Genomic DNA, 22,046 nt, shown 5'->3' with positions numbered 1-22,046 from the left:
ATCGAAAAAAAACGATCTTTTTCATCACAATCCCGGGATAACAGGCTGATCGGAATCGGCGGCATGCTTTATAAGATACTCTTTTAAACGCATCTTTTCGATCTCGTTTAAATTATTTATACCGTACTGCAGCTGTTTTTTATAACTCGAAAAAATTCTCTGCCACTGCGTCGTAGCTTTAGTCCCGGCTAAAAGGTTCATATCGGCGGCAAGCTGTTCTACGCTATCGGCACTTAGTGCCAAAGGAATCAATACGAACAGAAACTTCGATAAAAACCTCATAACATCAATCCTTTTTCAATGTACTCTTTACTTTTTCTGCAAGCTGTTCGGGACGGATACCAAGAGATTTTTCCACTAAAGACGTGTTGCCGTGTTTTATGAAATCGTCTTCATATTCAAAACTTACTACTTCGACATCAGAGATCCCCTCTTCGGACAAAAACTCTAAAATAGCGCTGCCCACTCCGCCCGCTTTTGAACTGTCGCTGAAGACGAACCACTTCGTATGCTTCTTGGCCAAATCCCGCAGCATCACCGTATCAAGCGGTTTTACAAAACGCAGATCCAGCAGCGAAATTTCTCTCTCAAGCAGTTTCATGGTCTGGTATGCGCGTCCCACGCCGTTACCGTAGCCTATGAAGAGTATGTCGCCCTCGCCACTGTTAAGAAGCTGGGATTTTCCGAGTTCAAAATGAGCGGAATCGGGCAGTTCGCACTCCATAAAAGATCCCCTTGGATAACGGATGGCGCATGGACGATCATACGTCGAGGCAAAACCTACGGCTTGATGAAAGGATCTCTCATCATAAGGTGCCAGCAGGGTCATATTGGGTATTGCTCTTAAAAAACTGATATCAAAAGCTCCCTGATGGGTCTCGCCGTCTTCACCGACTATTCCGGCACGGTCAAGAGCAAATACTACCGGTACGCCCATCAGACAGACATCATGGATGATCTGATCATAACCGCGCTGTAAAAATGTAGAGTAGATGGTACAAAAAGGTTTAAAACCCTCTTTTGCCATCGCCGCCATCGATGTGACCGCATGCTGTTCGGCAATGGCAACATCCCAAAAACGTTCCGGATATTTCTCCATCAGTTCGCTTAATCCCGTTCCGCTCGGCATAGCAGCCGTGACACCCACGATCTTGTCGTTATGCGCCGCTGCATGCAAAAGTGCTTCGGTATATATCTGAGTCGCTGATTTTGCGGGTGATTTTTTATAACTGTCACCGCTTTCGATATTAAAAGGCCCTACACCGTGCCATCTCTCATGTTTGCCTTCGGCAATCTCGTAACCTTTGCCTTTTAAGGTCTGTGCATGGATGATAACGGGTTTTTTCATCCCTTTTGCGCGTTCTAGGATATCGATGATAGATTTTAGGTCATGCCCGTCAACGGGTCCTATATAATCTATGCCCATCTCTTCAAACATGATCCCCGGTGTGATCAATTTCAAAGATTCTTCAAGCCTTTTTGCTATATATCTCGCGCCGTCACCGAAATTGTCTACGAACTGCTCTGTTCTTTTTTTAAACTTTTGATAAAACGGAGATGCCATCGCCGAACTCAGCATGCGGCTGACTGCACCTATCGGAGATGCAATGCTCATCTCGTTATCGTTTAAAATGATGATCATCGGATACTTTCTTTCTCCAAGCTCGTTTAGCGCTTCGTAAACCATTCCCGCGGTCATAGAGCCGTCTCCTATCATAATGACGGGAACTCTTTCGTTCTGCTCCCCTTTAAGAGCGATGGCTTTTGCTGCGCCGATACCAAGCGATATAGATGTAGAGCTGTGTCCCGCGACAAAATAATCATCGCTGCTTTCAGACGGTTTTGTATATCCGCTGATTCCGTCAAACTCTCTGAGCGTGTCAAACTCTTTCCAGCGGCCGGTAAGCAATTTATGCGCATATGCCTGATGGGAGACATCAAAGATAAAAGGATCTTTTGACGAATCAAAAACTTTATGCATTGCGACTATGAGCTCGGTCGCACCCAGTGTCGAGCTCAGATGCCCGCCGTTTTTACTGACAACCTCTAAAATTCTTTCTCTGATATCTTTACATAATCTATTTAACTGTTCTATATTGTACGATTTTATATCTATTTTCATATCTTCCTAATCTTCTTTTAACGCCGCTTGTTTCACACGCTCATAACGATTTAATATTTGTGCGTCAATATTGCCTGCATCGCTGATAGCGATCACGCCGCCGGGGCTTACCGCACGGTCCGAGATTATCTCGATATTTCCTAGAGAACCGACTTTTTCCGATACTGCACCATGGTCGTTGGGATTGACTTTGAGTTTTATCTTGCTCGCGCTTTGCAAGTCTTTTATAAGTTCGTTCGCAAGAGTGACCGCAACCTTCGATGAGCTGGAAGTAAGCTCGACCTCTACGACTTCTCTTGCGATGTCCAAAGCGGCTTCCAGGAGCTCCTTTTTTATGCCTTCAAGCACGTTTATATACTCGTTTGCACTTTCATCAAGCTTTTTAACGGACTCGGCAAACTGATTGACCGCGACGATTTTATCATTGTCGAGTTTTGTATCGAACTGCTCCTTGGCATCGTCCATACCGTTTTGATAGGCTTCTTTCTTTGCCGCTTCAAGCTTTTGTGCACACTCCTCTTCACAAGCTTCGAGTTTCATTTGAAGCTTGATAAAGTTTGATGACATCTCGTCCGTCTTTTGCAAAAGAGATTCGACCAACTCATCCTTTTTTTCGCTAGCCGTATGCTTTTGTTCTTCATTGTCCTGTTTTTTTGCATCGAATTGTTTAAAGATCTCTTGTGAATTTTCGGAACTTTCGAGCTCTTTGACTTCTTTATCTCCGTGAGAAAAAACTTTGAACTTATATTTGTCTATCGTATGGTTGTCAAGACGGTCCGTCGTTATTAAAATATCCATCGGTCTACTCTATCATCTCTTCTGATTCGCCCATCTGAACAAGTCCCTGCTCGGCAAGCTGTGTTACGACCTCTACGATCTTACGCTGTGCGGCTTCGACATCTTTCATTTTAACCGCACCCATAAACTGCATCTCCTCTTCAAACGTATCACGCGCACGCTGGGACATATTTGCAAAGAATTTCTCTTTGAGATCTTCAGCCGCACTTTTAAGCGCAAGCATAAGGTCTTGCTTGTCCGAAGCTTTGAGCACTTCCCTGATCGCGTTATTGTCGAGTTTGGAGATATCTTCAAACGTGAACATCATCTCTTTAATAGCAGATGCAAGCTCTTCATCGATCTGTTCGATAGAACTGAGAGTAGCTTTGGAGGCTTTTGCACCCAGACGGTTAAATACATCCGCAACGGCTCGCGGTCCGCCGACTTCGACCTTGTAGCTTGCAAGAGATTCCAGTTTCGATTCCAGCACGGCGCTGACACGCTTGATAACAGACGGTGAAATATCTCCGAGCTTTGCCATCCTCATAGCGACTTCGGCACGAAGATCATCTGAAAAATATCCCAAGACGTCCGCCGCTGCCGTAGCGTCCATATGAGCCAAAATAAGCGCGATCGTCTGAGGATGCTCGTTGATAATAAAGTCGGAAAGCTGCTGCGGTTTGATCTTGGAAAGATATGCGAAGTTTTGTGAGTTCTGCATACTTTTTGAAAGTTTGTCCAAAACTTTTTTCGCCTCATCGGGTCCCAGCGTACGGTATAACAGCTCTCGTGCGTATTCCATACCGCCTGAAGTCAAATACTGGCTTGACTGTACAATGGCGTGAAACTCTTCTAATATCGCGGTAGCCACTGCCTTGTCTATAGATCTGTTTGTGGCGATGAACTTTGATATCTCGGTGATCGAATCCACAGAAAGGTGCGAAAATATATTGGCCGTGACATCTTCTCCAAGCTGTAATAGGAGTATTGCGATCTTCTCGGTCATCGACATCTCTTCGAATTGAGCCTGCTGTGCTGAAGAAAGATTCATCTTATAGTCCCTCCAATTTTGAATAACTCGGTGTATTGGCGACAGACTCCTCGCTTAGCAGACTTTGAATAAGTGCGGCAATATCTTCCGGATGATCATCGGCAATCGTTTTTATTTTTTCTAAAAGGACATCGTATTTGAGTTCGTCTTCATTAAAGTTTTGACCGACGCCGAGCTGGTCTTCGACTTTTTTACGCATCTCCTGCACCCTTTCTACAAGATCATCGTCTTCATCATCTTCTACGGCAAGGACAGGTCTCTCGATATCTTCATCCTCGCGTGATATCTCAAGCATCCTTTCTGCAAACGGAGATATGACTTTTTTGTATAGTACAAACAGAATAATAAGAACAAAAGCATACTTAAACACGGATGCAAACGGTGTAATATACATATCCGTAAACGATACGAATTTGGTGATGCCCTCATTGCCCGTAGCCGTTTCACCGGAACTTTTAAACTGAAAATTCTTGATCGATACCTGGTCGCCTCTTTCTTGATTGATCCCTATGGATTGCGACACGAGCGAAGCAATCGCATCCAGCTGGGACTGGTCTAGGGCTACATACTCCATCTCGTTTGTCGGATTTCCGTTCTTATCGACCTTATGTTGATATTTTCCGTCTACGACGACTGCGGCAGTGATCCTTTTTATACGGGCGAACTGATCTTTTTGAGTCGAAACCGTTTTAGATATCTCATAGTTCGTCGTACCGCTGTTTTTTTGATATTTATCGGTCGTAGTATTGCTTTTAAGCCCCTGCACAGGACCGATGTTACTTACCGTTCCGGGAACACCGCCGACTTTGGCAGGAGTCGAACCTTCGCGTTTTTCCTCTACCGTCTGCTCGCTTCTGACGACATTTTCAGGATCGTATTTCTCGGACGTGGAACTTTTTTGCGAAAAATCATACTCTATGGTAACTTTAGCCACAACATGATCGCTTCCGCCCAAGAAAGGAGCAAGAACGTCGACTATTTTCTGCTCGCTTTTTTTCTCCTCTTTTGATTTATATCTCTGCTCTACGACGGAAAGTTCTCCGAGCTGTGTCGAATCGTCATTGTCGCCAAGCACTTCGCCGTTACTGTTTATAAGGGCAACATTTTCGATCGTAAGTTTGGGAACTGCGGAAGCCACAAGGTTTTTGATGCCGCGGATCTGTTTTGGAGTAAGTGTTCTTCCGTCTTTGAGTTTGACCATCACCGAAGCCGTCGGCTCTGTTTGTTTTGAGACAAATAGAGTTTCTTTAGGAAGGGCAAGAGAAACGCTTGCACCTTCGACGGGATCAAGAGCAGAGATAGTACGCGAAAGCTCACCCTCCAACGCTCTTAGATATTTGACATTTTGATCGAAACTCGTAGCGCCGAACTCCTGGGAATCAAAAAGTTCAAAACCGACGTTTTTATTTGTCGGAATTCCCATGGAAGCTATCGAGATACGTTGTTTGTAGACTATGTTTTTTGGAACTTTTATCGTGTTGTTGTCTGAAAGCGAATATGGTACGTTCTCTTTGTCGAGCTGCTGCACCACTTTGGCGGCATCTTCATTACTGAGCTTTTCAAAGAGGATCTCATAATTGTCCTTCATTTCGCCTTTTGACGTAAAGACGACCAAAAAGACTAAAAATGCGACAATCCCGACGATAGCGCCGCCGATTATAATGCGCTGAGCCTTACTTAGCTTTGAATAAAGTACAACCAGCTGTGAAAAAAGTACCTTAAAATCCATACAAACCCGTTATAAAAATTGTGGAGTCAATTCAAAAAATCTATCGTTTTGAGCAGGTGTTCCCACGGTCACCCTGACAGCATTAAGACCATAACCACTTAAATCTCTTACAATCATACCCTTTTTAAGCAGAGAATCAGCTAATTGTGATGAATTTTGTCCCTTATTTAAACACAATGTAACAAAGTTGGTATAACTTTGTATTATTTCAATAGAGTTTGCCGAAGCAAACTCTTCGTATCGTTTCATCTCGTTGAAGTTGTTCTCTATGCTCTCTTGAACAAACCCTTCATCCTCCAAAGCAACGCTTGCCGCTTCAAGCGAAAGGGTCGTAATATTAAACGGAGGACGAAGCTTATAGAGCGCATCGATGATACTAGACGAGGCTACGCCGTATCCTACCCGCATACCGCCGAGCCCGTAGGCTTTGGAGAATGTTCCAAGATAGATGACATTGTCAAATCTATCGACGATCTCTTTTGGCGTGATCTTTTTAGACGCGTCTTTTGCGATCGCATACTCCATGTACGCACCGTCTATGACGACCAATGTCTCATCATCGATCTTTGCGATAAACTCGAGCAAAGATTTTGCATCGATCGCATCGCCTGTAGGATTGTTCGGCGTACACAAAAAAATGACCGAGGGCTTATGCTCTTGATACATCGCATAAAACTCATCCAGATCATGTTCTTGCAAAGCTGTTCTTACTATCTTTGCGCCGACCTGTTTTGCATATATCTCATACATCGCAAAAGTGACACTGTTCATAAGTACGGTCGAATCTTCATCAAGTTTTGCATGGACTATAAACTCTATGACTTGGTCGCTTCCCGAGCCGATAATAAGGTTTTTGATATCCACGCCGAATCTTTTTGCCAAAGCATTTTTAAGCTTTAACATCGAATCATCCGGATAAAGAGCCATGTTCTTTACTATTTTCGATACCGCGTCTTGTACTTTTTGCGAACATCCAAACGGATTTTCGTTGCTTGCCAGTTTTATGATATCTTTGGGATCTATACCGAACTCTCTTACGACAAGCTCTATAGGTTTACCGGCTTCATACGTCTTTATACTCTCTAAATGTTTGTTAAACTCCATATTTTTCCTTTACATAACTGCCAAGCCAGGTAACCTCTTTTGGATGTTTGTTTATGACTCTTTGCACCGCTTCATCATCGATATGTCCGAAGAAGTCTATAAAGAACCAGTATCCCATCTTGTTTTTCTCTTTTGACGGACGTGATTCTATCTTAGAAAGGTTTATTTTCTCATTATTGAAATCCTGCAGAAAATTCACAAGCGAACCTGCCTTTAAAGGGTCTTTGAGTTTAACCAGTATCGATGTCTTGTCCTCTTTGCTGATCCCGTTTTTAAAATCGCTCAGTATTACGAATCTGGTCGTATTGTCCACTGTATCTTCCACATTCTCAAACATTGTCGGTACGCCGTAAAGTTTTGCCGCTATATGACTGCATATCGCAGCAGCTTCGGGATCGGCAGCTGCAAGTATCGCGGCTTTTGCGGTCGATTCGACAGGGATCTGCTCTATATTGATGAGCTCATGCTCTTGCAAAAACTCCCTGCACTGGCCGAATCCTTTATCTTTTGAATAGATACGTTTTATATCTTTTAACTCTCTTGCTTTTGAGACAAACGCCATATGGATCGGCATATAGAGTTCGGAGACTATTTTAATAGGCGATTTTGCCAGCAGGTCCAGTGTTTCGCCTACCACTCCGTCACGGGAGTTCTCGATAGGCACTACACCAAATTTTGCGCGTCCCGCCTCGATGGTCTTAAAGACCGACTGTATGGAACTAAGCGAAAGATAGCTGCTCATCGCTCCAAAACGGCTCTCTGCAGCTTGATGGGTAAAGCTTCCTTCCGGTCCCAGATACGCTATACGTTCAGGCAGCTCCAGATTACGTGCTACGGCGAATATTTCCAGATATATCGCTTCTATCGCCGAATCGTTCAATAATCCGCCGCTGTCTCTGTTTTTTATGCTTAAGCGCTTGATGATCGCTTTTTCACGTTCAGGTCTGTATATCGCTCCGCCCGTTTCGTTCTTAATCACGCCGACACGCTCGACAACCTTCATGCGCTTGTTTAAAAGCTCTAATATCTGATCGTCTATCTTATCTATATGCTGTCTGCACTCTTCCAAGTTCTTCATAGTCTCTCCATCACGTCTTGCATATCCTCGAATATAAAGTCCGGTTTTTCATCCTCTTTGAGCAAAGGGATGATCTCTTCTGCTTTTGTGTATTTTCCGCTGAGTACAAAGACCGTCTTCATTCCAAATATTGCGGCGCCCGTCAGATCGCCTTTTACATCGTCGCTTATTATCGTAATATCCTCAAACGCGATCGAACTCATCTGTTCTTTAATCCTTTTTAGCGCTTCTGCGTAGAAGTTATCGCTCGGCTTTCCAACGACTTCGTAAGAAACGGAAGTAGCAAATGAGAGCATCTTGAGTATAGCACCTACACCGGGATATCTTTTTGAATTCTTTGCGTAGATGGTCGTCTCATGCATTCCTACAAGCTTCGCTCCTTTAAGCAGGAAATCTATGATGCTGGCATACTCTTCGGAGCTGTAATCGTTTTTGATCGATACCAGAACCGTTTGAGGATTTTCATAATCCAAAGTGTACCCCATAGAAACGACGACATCCAAAAACTCTTTCGTACCGTAAGCCGCAAGACCCTGATCCTTAGCGATCTTGCTCTGTAAAAGCATCAAAGGATCAAGATAATGCTCTTTTTTAATATTCAAGCCTATAGAGTTCAAATAGCTTAAAAAATCTTCGCTTGAATGTTTCGTATTGTTTGTGATAACCATATAGGGAATCTTTTGCAGATTTAGACTGTCGATAAACTCAATACTCCCGCGAACAGGCATTCTTTTTGCATCATCAATAAGAGTGCCTTGGACATCGATAAAGTATGCTTTTTGTCTATTCATATCTCTAGTCGTCTTCTTTTAAGTAATCTTTCTCTAAAGCGATGATATCTTCAAACGTCTCGCGTCTGCGGATGATCCTGTGCGCACCTTTTTGCAGTGCGATTTCCGCGCTGCGTCCTCTGGTGTTATAGTTGCTTCCCATTCCAAAACCATACGCTCCGGCACTGTGAACTACCAAAAGGTCGTTATGAGAAAGTGCAGGAAGATCATAATCTTTTGCCAGAAAATCGCCGCTTTCGCAAACCGGACCGACGATATCCGCTTTTGTCGTTTCAGAACTTTGTTTCAACGCCTCGATCTTATGGTATGCAGTGTAGAGGCTCGGGCGGATCAGATCGTTCATAGCGCCGTCAACGATAACGAAGCGTTTATCTTTGTTCGTTTTTTCATACAATACTTTTGTGAGAAAATATCCCGCATTCGCCGTTAAGAATCTGCCCGGTTCGCAGACGATGGTCAGATCGAGTCCCGTTAAAGTCGATAAGATAGCCTGTGCATAATCATACGGAGCGATCGTGGTTTCATTTTTATACTGCACGCCGATACCGCCTCCGATATCAAAGAACTTCAGTTCGATATCTATCACTTTTAGCGAACGCACAAGGTCGGCGACTATCTCCGATGATTCTCGGATAGGATCAAGCTCCGTCAACTGGCTTCCTATATGAAAGTGAATGCCGACAGGATCGAGATTCGCAGAGTTTTTGGCAAAGATATACATGCGTTTTGCGCTGTCGATATCGACACCGAATTTGTTTGCACTGAGCCCCGTCGAGATGTAAGGATGTGTCTTAGGGTCGATATTTGGGTTCACCCTCACGCTTATACGGCAGATCTTGTCGAGTTCGCGGGCTATAATATCTATGCGCTCCAACTCCGCGATACTCTCCGCATTTATATATAAAATGTCATGCTCTATCGCCTCACGAATCTCGTCGTCGCTCTTTCCTACACCGCTGAAAAGTATCTTATAGGGTGCTATTCCTGCCATCAAAGCACGTCTAACCTCTCCGATAGAGACGCAGTCCGCACCGCTTCCAAGAGAAGCGAAGTGCTTTACAACGCTGAGATTTGAATTTGCTTTTACGGCATAGGCCAAAATCGATTTTCTTCCTCTAAATGCCTCTTTTAACGATTGATACTGCTCGCTCATATAGTCAAAATCATACACATAAAGCGGAGTTTTATATTTGTCGGCTAACTCTTGAAAATTGATCACCCATTATCCTTAAAAAATCTTAATTTTTTTTTGATTCTATCCAAAATTTGCTTAAGGAGATATGTAAAAGGATCAGCGTATATTAAAACGTCTGTATTGCACCGAAGAAGCTATAAATAAAAGGAGTACGGGAAGAATGATACCGACTTCGCTTGAAACGGTCTTGTTGTTGGCGTACTCTATCATCATGAACAGTATCCCCCAGACTATCAATGTCGAAAGTATCGCCACAAACGTAAAAAAAGATATGTTCAAAAATCTGCTGCTGGCGGGAACAAAGAAAAAGATGATAATTATCAGTGCAGGTACGAAGAAAGGGTATACGAATATCTTATAAAGAGCACTTTTGATCTGCGACGTATTAATATTTTGGTTTTTTAAAAGATAAAGAGCATCCAAAGCGTCGCCGATCGTAAAATTAACTTTGCCTTCATAGACCTGATCGAGGATCTTCGGTTTAAAATCATGCAATATTGCCAGATCTTTTTTGTCGGTTATTTTTATTCCCGGATTCTTCAATCCGACTATGCTCGGTTTTTCAATGATATGAGCGTTTTTAAGATGCCAGTCGCCATCGATATATACGGCTTCTTTGGATGTAATGACTTCGCTCAAAGCACCCTCTTTTACCGTAAACACTCTTACGTTCGTTGCTTTTTTCTGCAAAGGGGAAAGTTTTGAAAAGTAGATGTATTTGTCTTCATAGGTAAAGAACAGATTTCTCGTAGGATTGAGATACTGTTCCGTTTTTCTTATGTTGTTCGCAAACTCGTCGGCTCTTGCAAAATTCGTGGCATGCGCACCTATGAAAAGAATAATGATAGAGGTAGATACGAAAATAAAGGGTTTTAAAATATCCGTACGAGAATAACCCAATGAGAAAAAAGATACGAGTGCATTGGATCTGATAAGAAATATTTTCGTCGATATCATAGCAAACACGAGGGCAAGAGGCAAAAGCATGTCAATGGCGAAAAATATTCTGTACACAAGATATATCAAAAGAAGGTTGGCCGATTTTGGAAGGTCGTTCACGTTTTGAAGATAATCGAAACCGACCATAAACAAAACAAGTGCGATCATAATGATCAAAAAATATTTAAGATAATGAAAAGATATATATTTAAATGCGAGCATATGGTATTTTATCTAAATTTGTTTAATAGAGTACTGTGAAGAAACATCTTCCAGACTTATTGTGTCGAGTTTCATTACCGCATCGGCAGCCGCTTTGATCCATTTGTCCAAATGCTCTTTTTCCGCTTCATTGAACGCAGATAGAACATAGTTTACGACTTCGCCTTTATAAGGCGGTTTTGCTATTCCCATCCTGACTCTGGCGTACTCTTTTGAGATCGCAGAATCTATCGACTTTAGTCCGTTATGCCCTCCGTGTCCGCCGCCTCTTTTGAATCTGAGCGCACCAAAAGGCAGATCCAGATCATCATGTATAACTAAAACATCATCAATTTTATAAAAGTTTTTCACCGCTGATACCGAACGGCCCGAAAGATTCATAAAAGTCATGGGTTTTAGCAGGTAATGATCTTTGAACTTAAAGAGTTCACCTTCAAACGAAGCTTTGGAGATAGGGGTAGCGTGAGTTTTTCGCACCAGCTCGTCAATCACCATAAAGCCGATGTTATGACGCGTCTGAGCGTACATCGGACCCGGGTTGCCAAGTCCGACGATAAGCATATTATTTTGCTTTGATGATACTTACTACAGCCACACGGTCTGAGTCTGTAAAAGTCACGTTTTCGATTTTTTCAAGGTCGCGTATCATTTTTGAATCGCCGACATCCATATTTGTAACGTCAACGACGATCGCTCTTGGAAGATCTTCAACGGCAGCTTTTACGCGTAAACGTTTTTTCGAGATGTTTACCATACCTTTGTTTTTAAGACCTAATGCCGTACCCGTTGTTTCAACAGGGATAAAATAATGTGCTTTTACACCTTGTTGCGCTACCATAAGGTCAACATGAAGCAGCTCGCCCGTAACAGGATGAGATTCGTATGATTGAACGACAACATTCAACTCATTTCCACCGACGTTTACAGGGAATGCGATAGTTTCTTTGTTGCGAACAGCACGGATATACTCATTTGATTTAAATGCAGCATTGATGTTTTCAACACCTTTTCCGTAAATATTTGCAATTAGATATCCATCACGACGCAACGCTTTCGTACCACGTTTACCGATACTCTCTCTAATTATGCCTTCTAACATACTAAATCCTTAATTTTAAAAATGGGCGTAATTATATCAAAAAAAATGTAAATTTATTCTTTTAGTTCAAATATCTCGTCTTGTCTGTACTCTTTTTTGCCGTCGCTCTTTTCATCTGAAGATGAAGGCGTCGCGGATATGTCGTTGAGACCTTCCATTTTCAGTTTCAAATCAGACGGAGACGTAGCAAATTCAAAAGCTTTTTCCTGTGATATTTTTCCCATCTGATAAAGGTCTAAAATAGCCTGATCGAAGGTCTGGGAACCATAAATATCTTTACCTTCATACATCGTATCGACTATCTCGTCGTCGCGATTCTCTTTGATAAGCTGCTCGATCCTCGGAGTACGGACCAAAACCTCTAACGCCGCGATACGTTTATTATCGATCGTCGGTATCAACCGTTGAGAGATAACGCCCTTTAAAACACTTCCCAGAGTCAAACGTATCCTGTTCTGCTCATCTGTCGGGAATGTCGAAATGATACGGTTTACGGTCTCTTTGGCATCGAGCGTATGCAGGGTGGAAAAGACAAGGTGACCCGTATCGGCGGCATGCAAAGCGATCTCTATGGTCTCCCTATCCCTCATCTCCCCGACAAGTATGATGTCGGGATCTTCACGAAGCGCTGCACGAAGCGCCGCTGCAAAAGAGAGCGTATCCTGACCCACGCTTCTTTGGTTTACGATACATTTTCGATCTTTATGTACGAATTCGATCGGGTCTTCGATGGTGATGACATGTCTGCGCTTTGACCAGTTTATCTCATTTATAAGCGCTGCAAGCGTCGTTGATTTACCGCTACCCGTTACTCCCGTAACTAGAACAAGCCCGCGCTCCATATGGGTGAACTGATGAACGACTTGAGGCAGTAAAAGTTCGTCAATGGTCAATATCTTCACCGGAATAAGACGAAAAACTGCCGATACCCCTTCCATCTGAAAAAAGATATTTACACGAAACCTGTTGTTTTCGTCAAACGGATAGACAAGGTCTAGCTCTTTTTTTTCGACGAATTCGCCGAACCTGCTTCTTAAAAGCTCTTTTGCAAAAATGATGGAGCTCTCGTAAGAGAACACCTCTCCAGAAAGAGGAATGATCTCACCGTTTATGCGGGCGCGTACGACCGAATTCGCTTTTACGTGCAGGTCGCTCCCTCCTGCTTCTATCATACGTTTCAGATATGCTCTGATCCTTTTTAGCGTCTCGAACGTAAGTTTTGATACGTCTACGTTTCCGTCGGGTTGTGGATTGTTCATAAGTTCTCCAATATCTCTTTGAATGCTTCTTTAAACGCTTCGAGCCCATCTTCGATCTGAATACGGACGACCTCGTCAAAATCTATCTCAGCCTCTTTTAGCTCTTGAAAAAGAGCATCGATCTTTTCTTGTGCTAAAGGAAGTTTTGCCGTTTTATCGCCGCCTTGCACATACGCTTTTATCGTATCGATGGGTGCCGTATTCACACTGTTACCGGCCAGCAGTTCGTCGACATAGTATGAAGCTCTGAGATTGTCGCCTTTGACTCCCGTACTTGCAAAAAGCGTCCTGCATCCCTTAACCTGCAAAGCTTCGACGCTGTTGTAGATATCCGCGGCATTATAGACTCCCGTCAGTGAAGGGGTCATCCCTTTGGAGATCAGGATATCGTCCAATGCTCTGTCGATCCTGCTGACAAACACGCTGATGACCGTATCGACCTCTTTACTTGATCTTTGCTGTCCCCGTGCAAACGCTTTTGCGCATGACACCGCTTGTTCTTTAGAAAATATCAGCGTCGCATTTACCGGGATACCCGATGCACTCAGCTCTTCCATGGCGATATATCCGGCATCCGTCGCCGGCACTTTTATCATGATGTTGTCTCTGGCAATAATATCGTGAAGGCGTTTGCCTTCGGCTACGGTAGCCTGCGCATCGTCACATAAGAACGGATCGACCTCTATGCTTACATACCCGTCATCGCCTTTATCATAAAGCGGTTTGAGAATGTCGGCCGCTTTTTGTATGTCAAAAATAGCAAGAGCTTCGTATTTCTCTTTTGCCGACAGACCGTCTAATGATGAGAGCTGTTCTTTATAAGCCGGCGAGGAAAGGATGGCGTTTTTAAAAATAGCAGGATTGCTTGTCGCACCGTTTATGATGCCCTGGTTTATAAGCTGCTTGAACTCTTTATCCAGATAATCACGCTCGATAAAATCGGCCCACAGAGAAAACTTCAGATCTTTTATATACATACATTCACCTACATTATATTTTGATGAAGATTATATCATCTTTCAATTCAAATCTCCATCTTTCCAGTACTTTGTCCCCTGTATCGTAGCTTGAAGAGCAAGCCCGTTTTGAGTAAGCTTATAGAGTCTGACACCCGGTGCAACCGTTATAGCGGCATTTACAGCACCGCCTTTTTTTCCGGCTTTGGCAGCAGCATCGGCCTGCGCGTTTGCTTCCCATCCGTGATTTACGAAATTATCAAACACTTTTTTGTTCTCAAAGATGAAAACGACCCTGAAGTCTTTGACTCCCAGACCGAGTCCCACTCCGCCTGAAGCCATGTTCATATATATGTTTTTGCCTGTTTTGTTGTTGTGTGCGACACCTTTTCCGCCCTCTGCGGAAAGGATGACAAGGTTTACTCCAAGATTCGTAAACGTTGCGTATCCGTAGGCTCTTCTTATCATTTCCTTGGATTTTGGAGCATATTTATAAAGATAAGCCAATGTCTCTTTGTTTGTTTTTAAACGCTCTTTTCTCAGATCGCTGTTACTCTTGCCCGACCAAAATCCCGAAAAAAACAGTATGGCGGCCATTGCCGTCATCAGTAACTTCATATATTTCATCTTTCACTCCTTTTTAACACAATTATAAATAAATTAACTTAAGGATATATTTTTTTTAAAAGAAGCGGTTTAATGATATCTTAGATATATATTGGTCATTTTTCTATCTGCCACTCATGTTTTATTTCATCGTAAACGACATCTTTTAAACGGGTCAGAAAATATTCGCGTGCTACCTCTTTTGCTCCAAGACTCAGCAGATGCGGTGTCGGAACCTGACAGTCGATGAAACTGTAACCCCATTTTTTGAGATGTTCGACAAGCACTGCAAATGCGGCTTTTGAAGCATCATCGACCTTGGCGAACATGCTTTCGCCGCAAAATACGCCGCCCACTACCACGCCGTAGGCACCTCCTACAAGTTCGCCGTCAAGATAAGCTTCGACGCTGTGAGCTTTGCCCATTCCATGAAGTACGGTATAAGCTTCGATGATCTCGGGCCGTATCCATGTTCCGTTCTGTCCTTTGCGTGGAATCTTGGAACACTCTTTTATCACCTCCGCAAAAGCCGTATCGAACCTATAGGTAAAGTGTTTCATCCTTTTTTTAAGAGAACGGCGCAGCTTAAAATCGGAGAGTTCAAGGATAAGACGCGGATCGGGCGACCACCAAAGGATCGGATCACCTTCTGCATACCATGGAAATATTCCGCTTTGATACGCAAGCATAAGGCGTGAGGGGCTCAGATCTCCTCCGTATGCGACGATGCCCTCTTCACAGGCGGTTTCTGGATCCGGGAAGCTTAACCGATGCGTAAGTTTAGGGATATACAATATCTATTTCTCTTGAAAATCGAACGTCAGCTTTTTATTAAAATCGATATATACGTTTCCGCCATGTCTGAGTTTTCCAAAGAGCATCTCATCGGTCAGCGGATTTTTGACGTTTTCTTGGATGAAACGCACCAAAGGTCTTGCTCCCATCTCTTTGTCGTAGCCCATCTGCGCTATATATCCCACAGCCTTGTCGCTTATATGCAGAGATATCTTTTTCTTGCCGAGTTCTTTATTTATGTTGTTGACGAATTTTCTCACTATGCGCTCGACTATCTCCATTTTCAACGGTTTGAACTCGACGATTGCATCAAGACGGTTTCTAAACTCCGGCGTAAAGAAAGATTTCAAAGCTTCTCCGCGGGAGAGCGAACTGTCTGCATTGAATCCCATGACATTGCGCTCGGTCGCACCTACGTTTGAGGTCATAATGAGCACCACGTTTTTGAAGTTTGCCTTATACCCGTTATTATCCGTAAGAACGGCGCTGTCCATCACCTGAAGCAGTATGTTTATAAGATCGGGGTGCGCTTTTTCTATCTCGTCAAGCAGCAACACCATATATGGGTGCTTTCTTGCTGCTTCGGTCAAAAGTCCGCCCTGCTCGAACCCGACATAACCGGGAGGTGCTCCGACTAAACGTGAAATCGAATGTTTCTCCATATACTCACTCATGTCAAAACGCTCGAAATGTACTCCGAGCACCGAAGCAAGAGCACGGGAAAGTTCTGTTTTACCGACGCCCGTAGGTCCGGAAAATAAAAACGATGCAATCGGTTTATCTTCACCCATAAGCCCTGCGCGGGAGCGTTTTACAGCTTCGCTTACTTTTTGAACCGCTTCATCCTGACCGATGACCACGGCTTTAAGATCTTCTTGTAAAGAAGCGAGTCTTTCGATATCGTCTTCACCTATCTTCGATGTTGGCATGCCCGTGATTTTAGAGATGATCGCCTCTATATCATGCGGAGTCACCGTTTTGCGTCTGCGACGGTGCAGATGAAATGATGCTCCCGCTTCATCCACCAGATCGATCGCGACATCCGGCAAAAATCTGTCCGAAATATATTTTTTCGACAGATCTACCGCCGCACGAAGCGCTTTGTCGGTATATTTTATGTCATGATGTTTTTCATACTTTGGAGCCAGTCCTTTTAGTATCAGGTAACTGTCCTCCAGTGTCGGTTCATCGACGTCTATCTTCGCAAAACGGCGAGAAAGCGCTTTGTCTTTTTCAAAAATATTTCTAAACTCCCCGTACGTCGTCGCACCCATACATTTGAGCTCGCCCGAAGCGAGTGCGGGTTTGAGCTGGTTTGAAGCATCCATACCTCCGCCGTTTACCGCTCCCGCACCGACAAGCGTATGAATCTCGTCTATGAAAAGTATTGCATTCTTGACACCTTTGAGTTCATCTATGACGCCTTTGAGACGTTTTTCAAAATCACCTCTGTATTTTGTCCCCGCAAGCAGCGCTCCAAGATCCAGTCCAAATACGGGAGCGTCTTTGATGATGTCGGGAACATCACCCTCGCTAATACGTAGCGCGAGTCCTTCGGCTATGGCAGTTTTTCCAACTCCCGGTTCGCCTACGAGCAGAGGGTTGTTCTTCTTCCTTCTGCAAAGGGTCTGTATCACCCTTTGAATCTCATTGTCTCTTCCTATTATCGGATCGATAGCACCCTCTTTTGCTTTTTGCAGAAGGTTGATCGTATATTTTGCAAGCGCGCTTTCTTGCTGTTCATCCGAAACAGAAATGCTCTCCTGATGGGAGATAGCTGCCAAGACGTCTATCCGCTCTATCCCGTGAGCTTCTAACAGCATGCAAGAGTAGGAATTTTCCTCCTCATATATCGCAGCAATCAGATCACCCACATCGGCACTCGGTTTCTGTGCGCTTTGTATATGGCGTATCATCTTGTCTATCAGGCGGGAGAGTCCGACAGTCTCGTAAGGATCACTTATGACATCTTCGGGGAGAGACTCCATGCTCGTCATAATATATTCGGCGAGTTCTTCACGCATGACATGCGGATCGGCTCCGCACTCTTTTATAATCGCCATACCTTCGGGGGAGCCTAATATAGAGAAAAATACATGCTCTATCGTCAGGTATTCATGTCTTTGGTCTTTTGCATATGAGAGAGATTTTTGAAATATAGAGTTTAATTCCGCACTTATCATTACTCTTCCTCCATTACTGCTTTTAGAGGGAATCCCTGTTCCCGTGCCAGTTTGTGAACCTGCATCACCTTTGTTTCGGCTATTTCATAACTGTACACTCCGCAAAGTCCTCTCTCCGTTCTGTGTATTTCAAGCATGATGACCTCTGCTTGCTGATAGTTTTTATGAAAGACGTTCATCAAGATATCTATCACAAAATCCATAGAGGTGTAGTCATCATTTAAAAGAAGCACTTTATAACGCTTTGGCGTCATCAGCGAAAGTTCACTGTCCAGCTCATTATCTGTTTTTGTATCCAAAATGGTTTCCTAAAAATAGTCTGTTTGTATATTATATAATTAACTCTACCTATTTTTTCGTATTAGTTGGCTTAAAAAAATATCTATTTCGCCGCATTTAAAAAATCATCAATGATATCCAAAGGATCTTCAAGCCCTACCGATACGCGGACAAGCCCTTCGGTTATCCCGAGAAACACTCTTGTCTTTTCGTCAAAATCGCGGTATATGGTCGACGCCATATGCAGAGCCAGTGTTCTGTTGTCTCCGATATTGGCCGTCAGAGTCGCGATTTTCGTTTTGTTTAAAAAAGAGAACGCTTTTTCTTTACTCCCCATATCCAAGGTAAAAAGCGTGCCGCATCCGTTTTTAAAATCGGTTATGTATCTTTCATGATGAGGATGAAAAGAGAGGCAGGGATGATTTACTTTCAACCCTCTTTCATTCAGTCCTTTTACCACTTTTTCTACACTGCCGATGATCCTTTCCATTCTAAGCGGCAAGGTCTCAAGACCGAGCATGGTCAAATAGCTGTTATATGCGCTCGCACTCATCCCAAAATCGCGCATCGCACGTTTTTTGGCGTTTGCTATCAACGCGGTTTTGCCTATCTTCTCTATGAACTTATGAATATCCGCATATCTTGCGCTCTTAAACTTGTCTTCACCTTCGGCAACAGCACGAAACACCGCAGCACCGCCCAGAGCAGAAGCGTTTCCGCTGATGATCTTTGTCGTCGAGTAAACGACGATATCCGCACCGAGCTTTAGGGGCGCTATGCTCATCGGCGTTATCGTGTTGTCGACTATGAGAACCACGCCCGCGTCGTTTGCTATCTTGGCTATGGCTTTCATATCGGGCAGACGCATGTTGGGATTTCCTACGCTTTCTAAAAAGATGATCTTCGTGTTTTCGTTGACCGCGTCTTTGATAGCATCTAGTTCGTCCACGTCAAAAAAAGAGGTACTTATCCCAAAACGGGGAAGCGTTTCGCTGAAATATGAGTACGTACCCCCAAAAAGGCCTCCGATACTTATCAGCTCGTCACCGCTCTTTAGAAGCGATATCGTAGCAAGAGTCGTAGCCGCCATTCCCGAACTCGTGACGACTGCGCCGATGCCCCCGTCCATATCCGCCAAAATATTCTCAAGCTGTGCGGAGGTCGGATTGCCCATACGCGAGTAAAGCGGTTTTTTCACGCTTCCCTCAAATATACCCTCCGCCGTTTCGCTGTCGCCGTATGCAAATGAAGCGGAACCCGTGATAACCGGGCTTACCGCACCCTCTTTTTTCCCTGTCGACTGGACAAATCTCGTACAAAAGTTCTCAAAGCGATTCATTAGCAAACCTATTATAAAATTGTGACATTATAACGAAAGTTGGCATATGAAAAGAAGAATCTTTATAACCGCAACAAATACTGATATCGGAAAAACTTATACGACAAAACTACTTTTACAAGCTTTTGCCGAGCGCGGTCTTAAAGTAGGAGTGATCAAACCTATCGAGACGGGAGTCGTCGATTATCCGCTTGACGGAGAAGAACTTTTGGAGTGCGTCAAAGGGCTCAATCCCAAACTCTGGTCGCTGGAGGTCGAAGATATCGTCCCTATCACCTACCCTCTTCCTGCCGCTCCTTTTGTTGCTTCGGGCAACACACCGCTTGACCTGAAAAAGATCCTCCAAAAGATAGAGGAGATGGAAGCATTTTCAGACATCGTCCTCATCGAAGGTGCCGGAGGCCTTTACGTACCTATTGACGAAAAAACCATGATGATAGACCTCATCAAACTCTTAAACGCAAAAGCCCTTCTTGTGACGCACTGTTCGCTTGGATGCATCAACGACACCCTGCTGAGCGAAAAAGCGCTAGAAAGTGCGAATATACCGTATATCACTGTTTTCAACTGCAAAGGCGAGGAAAAAAGTTTCAGCGTCGTATCCGAGCCCTATTTTATAAAAACAGGGCAAAAGGTCTTAAAAGTGAGCGATGATATTGATTCTATATGTGAACTCTTGTATAATCTATAAAAAATTATAAGAAGTGTGATCATGCAGCATTTAATCCGTACAGACGACTTGACGATACAAGAGATAGAGACCATTTTAAAAGATGCGAAAAAATTCAGTGACGGCAGGTTTGAGCGGATCCTGCAGGATAAGATCATCATCACGCTCTTTTTTGAAAACTCCACAAGGACGAAAAGCTCTTTTGAGATAGCCGCAAAACGTCTTGGTGCGGAGATAGTACATCTCGACGTCGCAAAAAGTTCTACGAAAAAAGGCGAAACGCTGGTAGATACGGCTATGAACCTCGATGCGATGGGCCCTCATGCCATCATAGTGCGTCATGAAAACGCGGGTGTCCCAAAGATTCTCTCAAATCATACGAAAGCTTCCATCATCAATGCCGGCGACGGAGCTCACGCCCATCCGACACAAGCACTTCTTGACCTCTACACCCTAAAAGAGCATTTCGGCGATGTAAAAGGCAAACGCATCGCGATAGTCGGAGATATCAAAAACTCCCGCGTCGCCAACTCGAACATAGAACTGCTGAGCAGATTCGGTATGGACGTGACTCTCGTCGCTCCGCCGCAGTTTCTGCCGAAAACACCTTTGAAGACGACGCACAGCCTCAAAGAAGCGTTACAAAGCGTGGACGCCGTTATGAGTCTTAGAACCCAGACCGAACGCCACTCTTCTCAAAACTACGCTTCTCTAAAAGACTATGCAAGCGATTTCTGCGTCACAAAAGAGCTTGTCGGCGACCGCGACATCATTATACTTCACCCGGGACCCGTGCACAGAAACATCGACATAGACGATGCGCTTCTTGCAGATGAGAGATGCAAAGTCCTAAATCAGGTAAGTAACGGTGTGAACATCCGTATGGCGGTGCTTAAAAAACTCATATATGATGCTAAATAAAATAGACTCTCTGGCATCCGCCAAAGAGCCCTTTCTCTTCTTCACGGATTTTAAAGCCTCTTGCATAGAGGTTTACAGACTCGACGAACTTGCAAAGAACGACATCGAGTTTACATTTGATGAAAACTTCACATACAAAAAACATGATGCTTCACTTATCAAACACCCGATCTCTTTTTATGAGTACAAAAAAAAGTTTGATGAAGTGATCGAGAACATCAAAGCGGGAAACACCTATCTTTTTAATTTGACCGCGCCCACGGCAGTAGAATGCGATCATGACCTAAAAGAGATATTTCAACTCGCCAACGCCCCGTTTAAACTAAGAGTGAGAGACGAGTTTGTCTGCTTTTCACCCGAAAGGTTCGTCACGATACAGGGCAGCCGAATCTCTACATTTCCAATGAAAGGGACGATAGACGCTTCGGTGGAAAATGCGAAAGAGAAGATACTTTCAAATGAAAAAGAGATGGCAGAACATGTGATGATAGTCGATCTGCTTCGCAACGATCTGGGCATCGTCGCCAAAGATATCAAAGTGGAAAAGTTCAGATATACCGAAGTGATAAATGCAGGAGAAAAAAAGCTTCTGCATGTAAGCTCGAAGATAACGGGCTGCCTGCCTTTTGATTGGCAAAAGAACCTTTCTCAAATACTCTTAAAGCTGCTTCCTGCCGGCAGTATCAGCGGCACGCCTAAAAGAAAGACCGTCGAACTCATCGAAAAAATCGAAGCATATCAAAGAGGCTATTTCAGCGGAATATTCGGTTTTTTTGACGGACAAGAGCTTCAAAGCGCGGTGATGATACGGTTCATTGAAAAAAAGGACGGAAAACTTATCTACAAAAGCGGCGGCGGTATAACCTTAGACAGCGACGTACAAAGCGAATATAAAGAACTTATTGATAAAATATATATTCCCTAAAGGCGG

General features: G+C 43.7%; 22 protein-coding genes. 3 read left to right on the top strand and 19 right to left on the bottom strand.

Annotation, left to right across the window (positions count from 1 at the left end; translation table 11 throughout):
- Positions 1-24 precede the first annotated feature (24 nt).
- From WCY03_RS03255 to WCY03_RS03165, 19 genes are all read right to left on the bottom strand, one after another.
- Positions 25-282, bottom strand: a complete 258-nt coding sequence (locus tag WCY03_RS03255) for a hypothetical protein (protein ID WP_345993562.1) — start codon at positions 280-282, stop codon at positions 25-27.
- Between the two features lie 4 nt (positions 283-286).
- Positions 287-2,116: a 1-deoxy-D-xylulose-5-phosphate synthase gene (gene dxs, locus WCY03_RS03250; RefSeq protein ID WP_345994058.1), complete on the bottom strand. Its 1,830-nt coding sequence runs from the start codon at positions 2,114-2,116 to the stop codon at positions 287-289.
- Between the two features lie 12 nt (positions 2,117-2,128).
- Positions 2,129-2,920 carry a flagellar assembly protein FliH gene (gene fliH / locus WCY03_RS03245; protein ID WP_345993561.1) on the bottom strand — a complete coding sequence of 264 codons (792 nt, stop codon included), beginning with the start codon at positions 2,918-2,920 and terminating at the stop codon, positions 2,129-2,131.
- A gap of 4 nt (positions 2,921-2,924) precedes the next feature.
- Positions 2,925-3,950 (bottom strand): flagellar motor switch protein FliG, encoded by a 1,026-nt coding sequence (gene fliG / locus WCY03_RS03240; RefSeq protein WP_345993560.1) that lies wholly within the window; start codon positions 3,948-3,950, stop codon positions 2,925-2,927.
- Between the two features lies 1 nt (position 3,951).
- The gene (fliF, locus tag WCY03_RS03235; protein ID WP_345993559.1) at positions 3,952-5,679 is read right to left on the bottom strand and encodes a flagellar basal-body MS-ring/collar protein FliF; all 1,728 of its coding nucleotides are present in this window, start codon (positions 5,677-5,679) and stop codon (positions 3,952-3,954) included.
- A 9-nt stretch (positions 5,680-5,688) separates the two neighbouring features.
- A complete protein-coding gene (hisC, locus tag WCY03_RS03230) occupies positions 5,689-6,783 on the bottom strand; it encodes a histidinol-phosphate transaminase (RefSeq protein WP_345993558.1) in 1,095 nt (364 codons plus the stop codon).
- Positions 6,773-7,861, bottom strand: a complete 1,089-nt coding sequence (gene pheA / locus WCY03_RS03225; RefSeq protein WP_345993557.1) for a prephenate dehydratase — start codon at positions 7,859-7,861, stop codon at positions 6,773-6,775. The genes hisC and pheA overlap by 11 nt, the downstream gene beginning before the upstream one ends.
- A complete protein-coding gene (locus WCY03_RS03220; RefSeq protein ID WP_345993556.1) occupies positions 7,858-8,652 on the bottom strand; it encodes an HAD-IIA family hydrolase in 795 nt (264 codons plus the stop codon). Before WCY03_RS03220 ends, pheA begins: the two co-directional genes overlap by 4 nt.
- A 4-nt stretch (positions 8,653-8,656) precedes the next feature.
- Positions 8,657-9,871 (bottom strand): diaminopimelate decarboxylase, encoded by a 1,215-nt coding sequence (lysA, locus tag WCY03_RS03215; RefSeq protein ID WP_345993555.1) that lies wholly within the window; start codon positions 9,869-9,871, stop codon positions 8,657-8,659.
- A gap of 72 nt (positions 9,872-9,943) precedes the next feature.
- Positions 9,944-11,008: an LptF/LptG family permease gene (locus WCY03_RS03210; RefSeq protein WP_345993554.1), complete on the bottom strand. Its 1,065-nt coding sequence runs from the start codon at positions 11,006-11,008 to the stop codon at positions 9,944-9,946.
- 12 nt (positions 11,009-11,020) lie between these two features.
- On the bottom strand, positions 11,021-11,569 hold the full coding sequence (gene pth / locus WCY03_RS03205; protein WP_345993553.1) for an aminoacyl-tRNA hydrolase: 549 nt from the start codon (positions 11,567-11,569) through the stop codon (positions 11,021-11,023).
- A 1-nt stretch (position 11,570) separates the two neighbouring features.
- A complete protein-coding gene (locus WCY03_RS03200; protein WP_345993552.1) occupies positions 11,571-12,107 on the bottom strand; it encodes a 50S ribosomal protein L25/general stress protein Ctc in 537 nt (178 codons plus the stop codon).
- A gap of 53 nt (positions 12,108-12,160) precedes the next feature.
- Positions 12,161-13,366 carry a PilT/PilU family type 4a pilus ATPase gene (locus WCY03_RS03195; RefSeq protein ID WP_345993551.1) on the bottom strand — a complete coding sequence of 402 codons (1,206 nt, stop codon included), beginning with the start codon at positions 13,364-13,366 and terminating at the stop codon, positions 12,161-12,163.
- Positions 13,363-14,343: a transaldolase gene (locus tag WCY03_RS03190; RefSeq protein ID WP_345993550.1), complete on the bottom strand. Its 981-nt coding sequence runs from the start codon at positions 14,341-14,343 to the stop codon at positions 13,363-13,365. Before WCY03_RS03190 ends, WCY03_RS03195 begins: the two co-directional genes overlap by 4 nt.
- A 42-nt stretch (positions 14,344-14,385) precedes the next feature.
- Positions 14,386-14,949, bottom strand: a complete 564-nt coding sequence (locus WCY03_RS03185; RefSeq protein ID WP_345993549.1) for a hypothetical protein — start codon at positions 14,947-14,949, stop codon at positions 14,386-14,388.
- A gap of 95 nt (positions 14,950-15,044) precedes the next feature.
- Positions 15,045-15,722 carry a leucyl/phenylalanyl-tRNA--protein transferase gene (aat, locus tag WCY03_RS03180; protein ID WP_345993548.1) on the bottom strand — a complete coding sequence of 226 codons (678 nt, stop codon included), beginning with the start codon at positions 15,720-15,722 and terminating at the stop codon, positions 15,045-15,047.
- Between the two features lie 3 nt (positions 15,723-15,725).
- Positions 15,726-17,906 carry an ATP-dependent Clp protease ATP-binding subunit ClpA gene (clpA, locus tag WCY03_RS03175; RefSeq protein ID WP_345993547.1) on the bottom strand — a complete coding sequence of 727 codons (2,181 nt, stop codon included), beginning with the start codon at positions 17,904-17,906 and terminating at the stop codon, positions 15,726-15,728.
- Positions 17,906-18,205, bottom strand: a complete 300-nt coding sequence (locus tag WCY03_RS03170; RefSeq protein ID WP_345993546.1) for an ATP-dependent Clp protease adaptor ClpS — start codon at positions 18,203-18,205, stop codon at positions 17,906-17,908. The genes clpA and WCY03_RS03170 overlap by 1 nt, the downstream gene beginning before the upstream one ends.
- Positions 18,206-18,288: 83 nt before the next feature.
- Complete coding sequence (locus WCY03_RS03165) at positions 18,289-19,524, bottom strand: aminotransferase class I/II-fold pyridoxal phosphate-dependent enzyme (RefSeq protein ID WP_345993545.1); 1,236 nt, start codon at positions 19,522-19,524, stop codon at positions 18,289-18,291.
- Between the two features lie 46 nt (positions 19,525-19,570).
- Between WCY03_RS03165 and bioD the strand changes: the two genes are divergently transcribed.
- The 3 genes from bioD to WCY03_RS03150 are packed head-to-tail and all read left to right on the top strand — an operon-like array spanning position 19,571 to position 22,040.
- On the top strand, positions 19,571-20,215 hold the full coding sequence (bioD, locus tag WCY03_RS03160) for a dethiobiotin synthase (protein WP_345993544.1): 645 nt from the start codon (positions 19,571-19,573) through the stop codon (positions 20,213-20,215).
- Positions 20,216-20,236: 21 nt separating this feature from the next.
- Positions 20,237-21,115 (top strand): aspartate carbamoyltransferase catalytic subunit, encoded by an 879-nt coding sequence (locus tag WCY03_RS03155; protein ID WP_345993543.1) that lies wholly within the window; start codon positions 20,237-20,239, stop codon positions 21,113-21,115.
- A complete protein-coding gene (locus WCY03_RS03150) occupies positions 21,102-22,040 on the top strand; it encodes an aminodeoxychorismate synthase component I (RefSeq protein ID WP_345993542.1) in 939 nt (312 codons plus the stop codon). Before WCY03_RS03155 ends, WCY03_RS03150 begins: the two co-directional genes overlap by 14 nt.
- Positions 22,041-22,046 lie beyond the last annotated feature (6 nt).

It is taken from the genome of Sulfurimonas sp. HSL-1716, from assembly GCF_039645975.1.
In the GTDB taxonomy this organism is placed as follows: Bacteria; Campylobacterota; Campylobacteria; order Campylobacterales; family Sulfurimonadaceae; genus Hydrocurvibacter; species Hydrocurvibacter sulfurireducens.
Note: the sequence above shows the minus strand (reverse complement) of the source record. Positions and strands in the feature narration are given on the sequence as shown.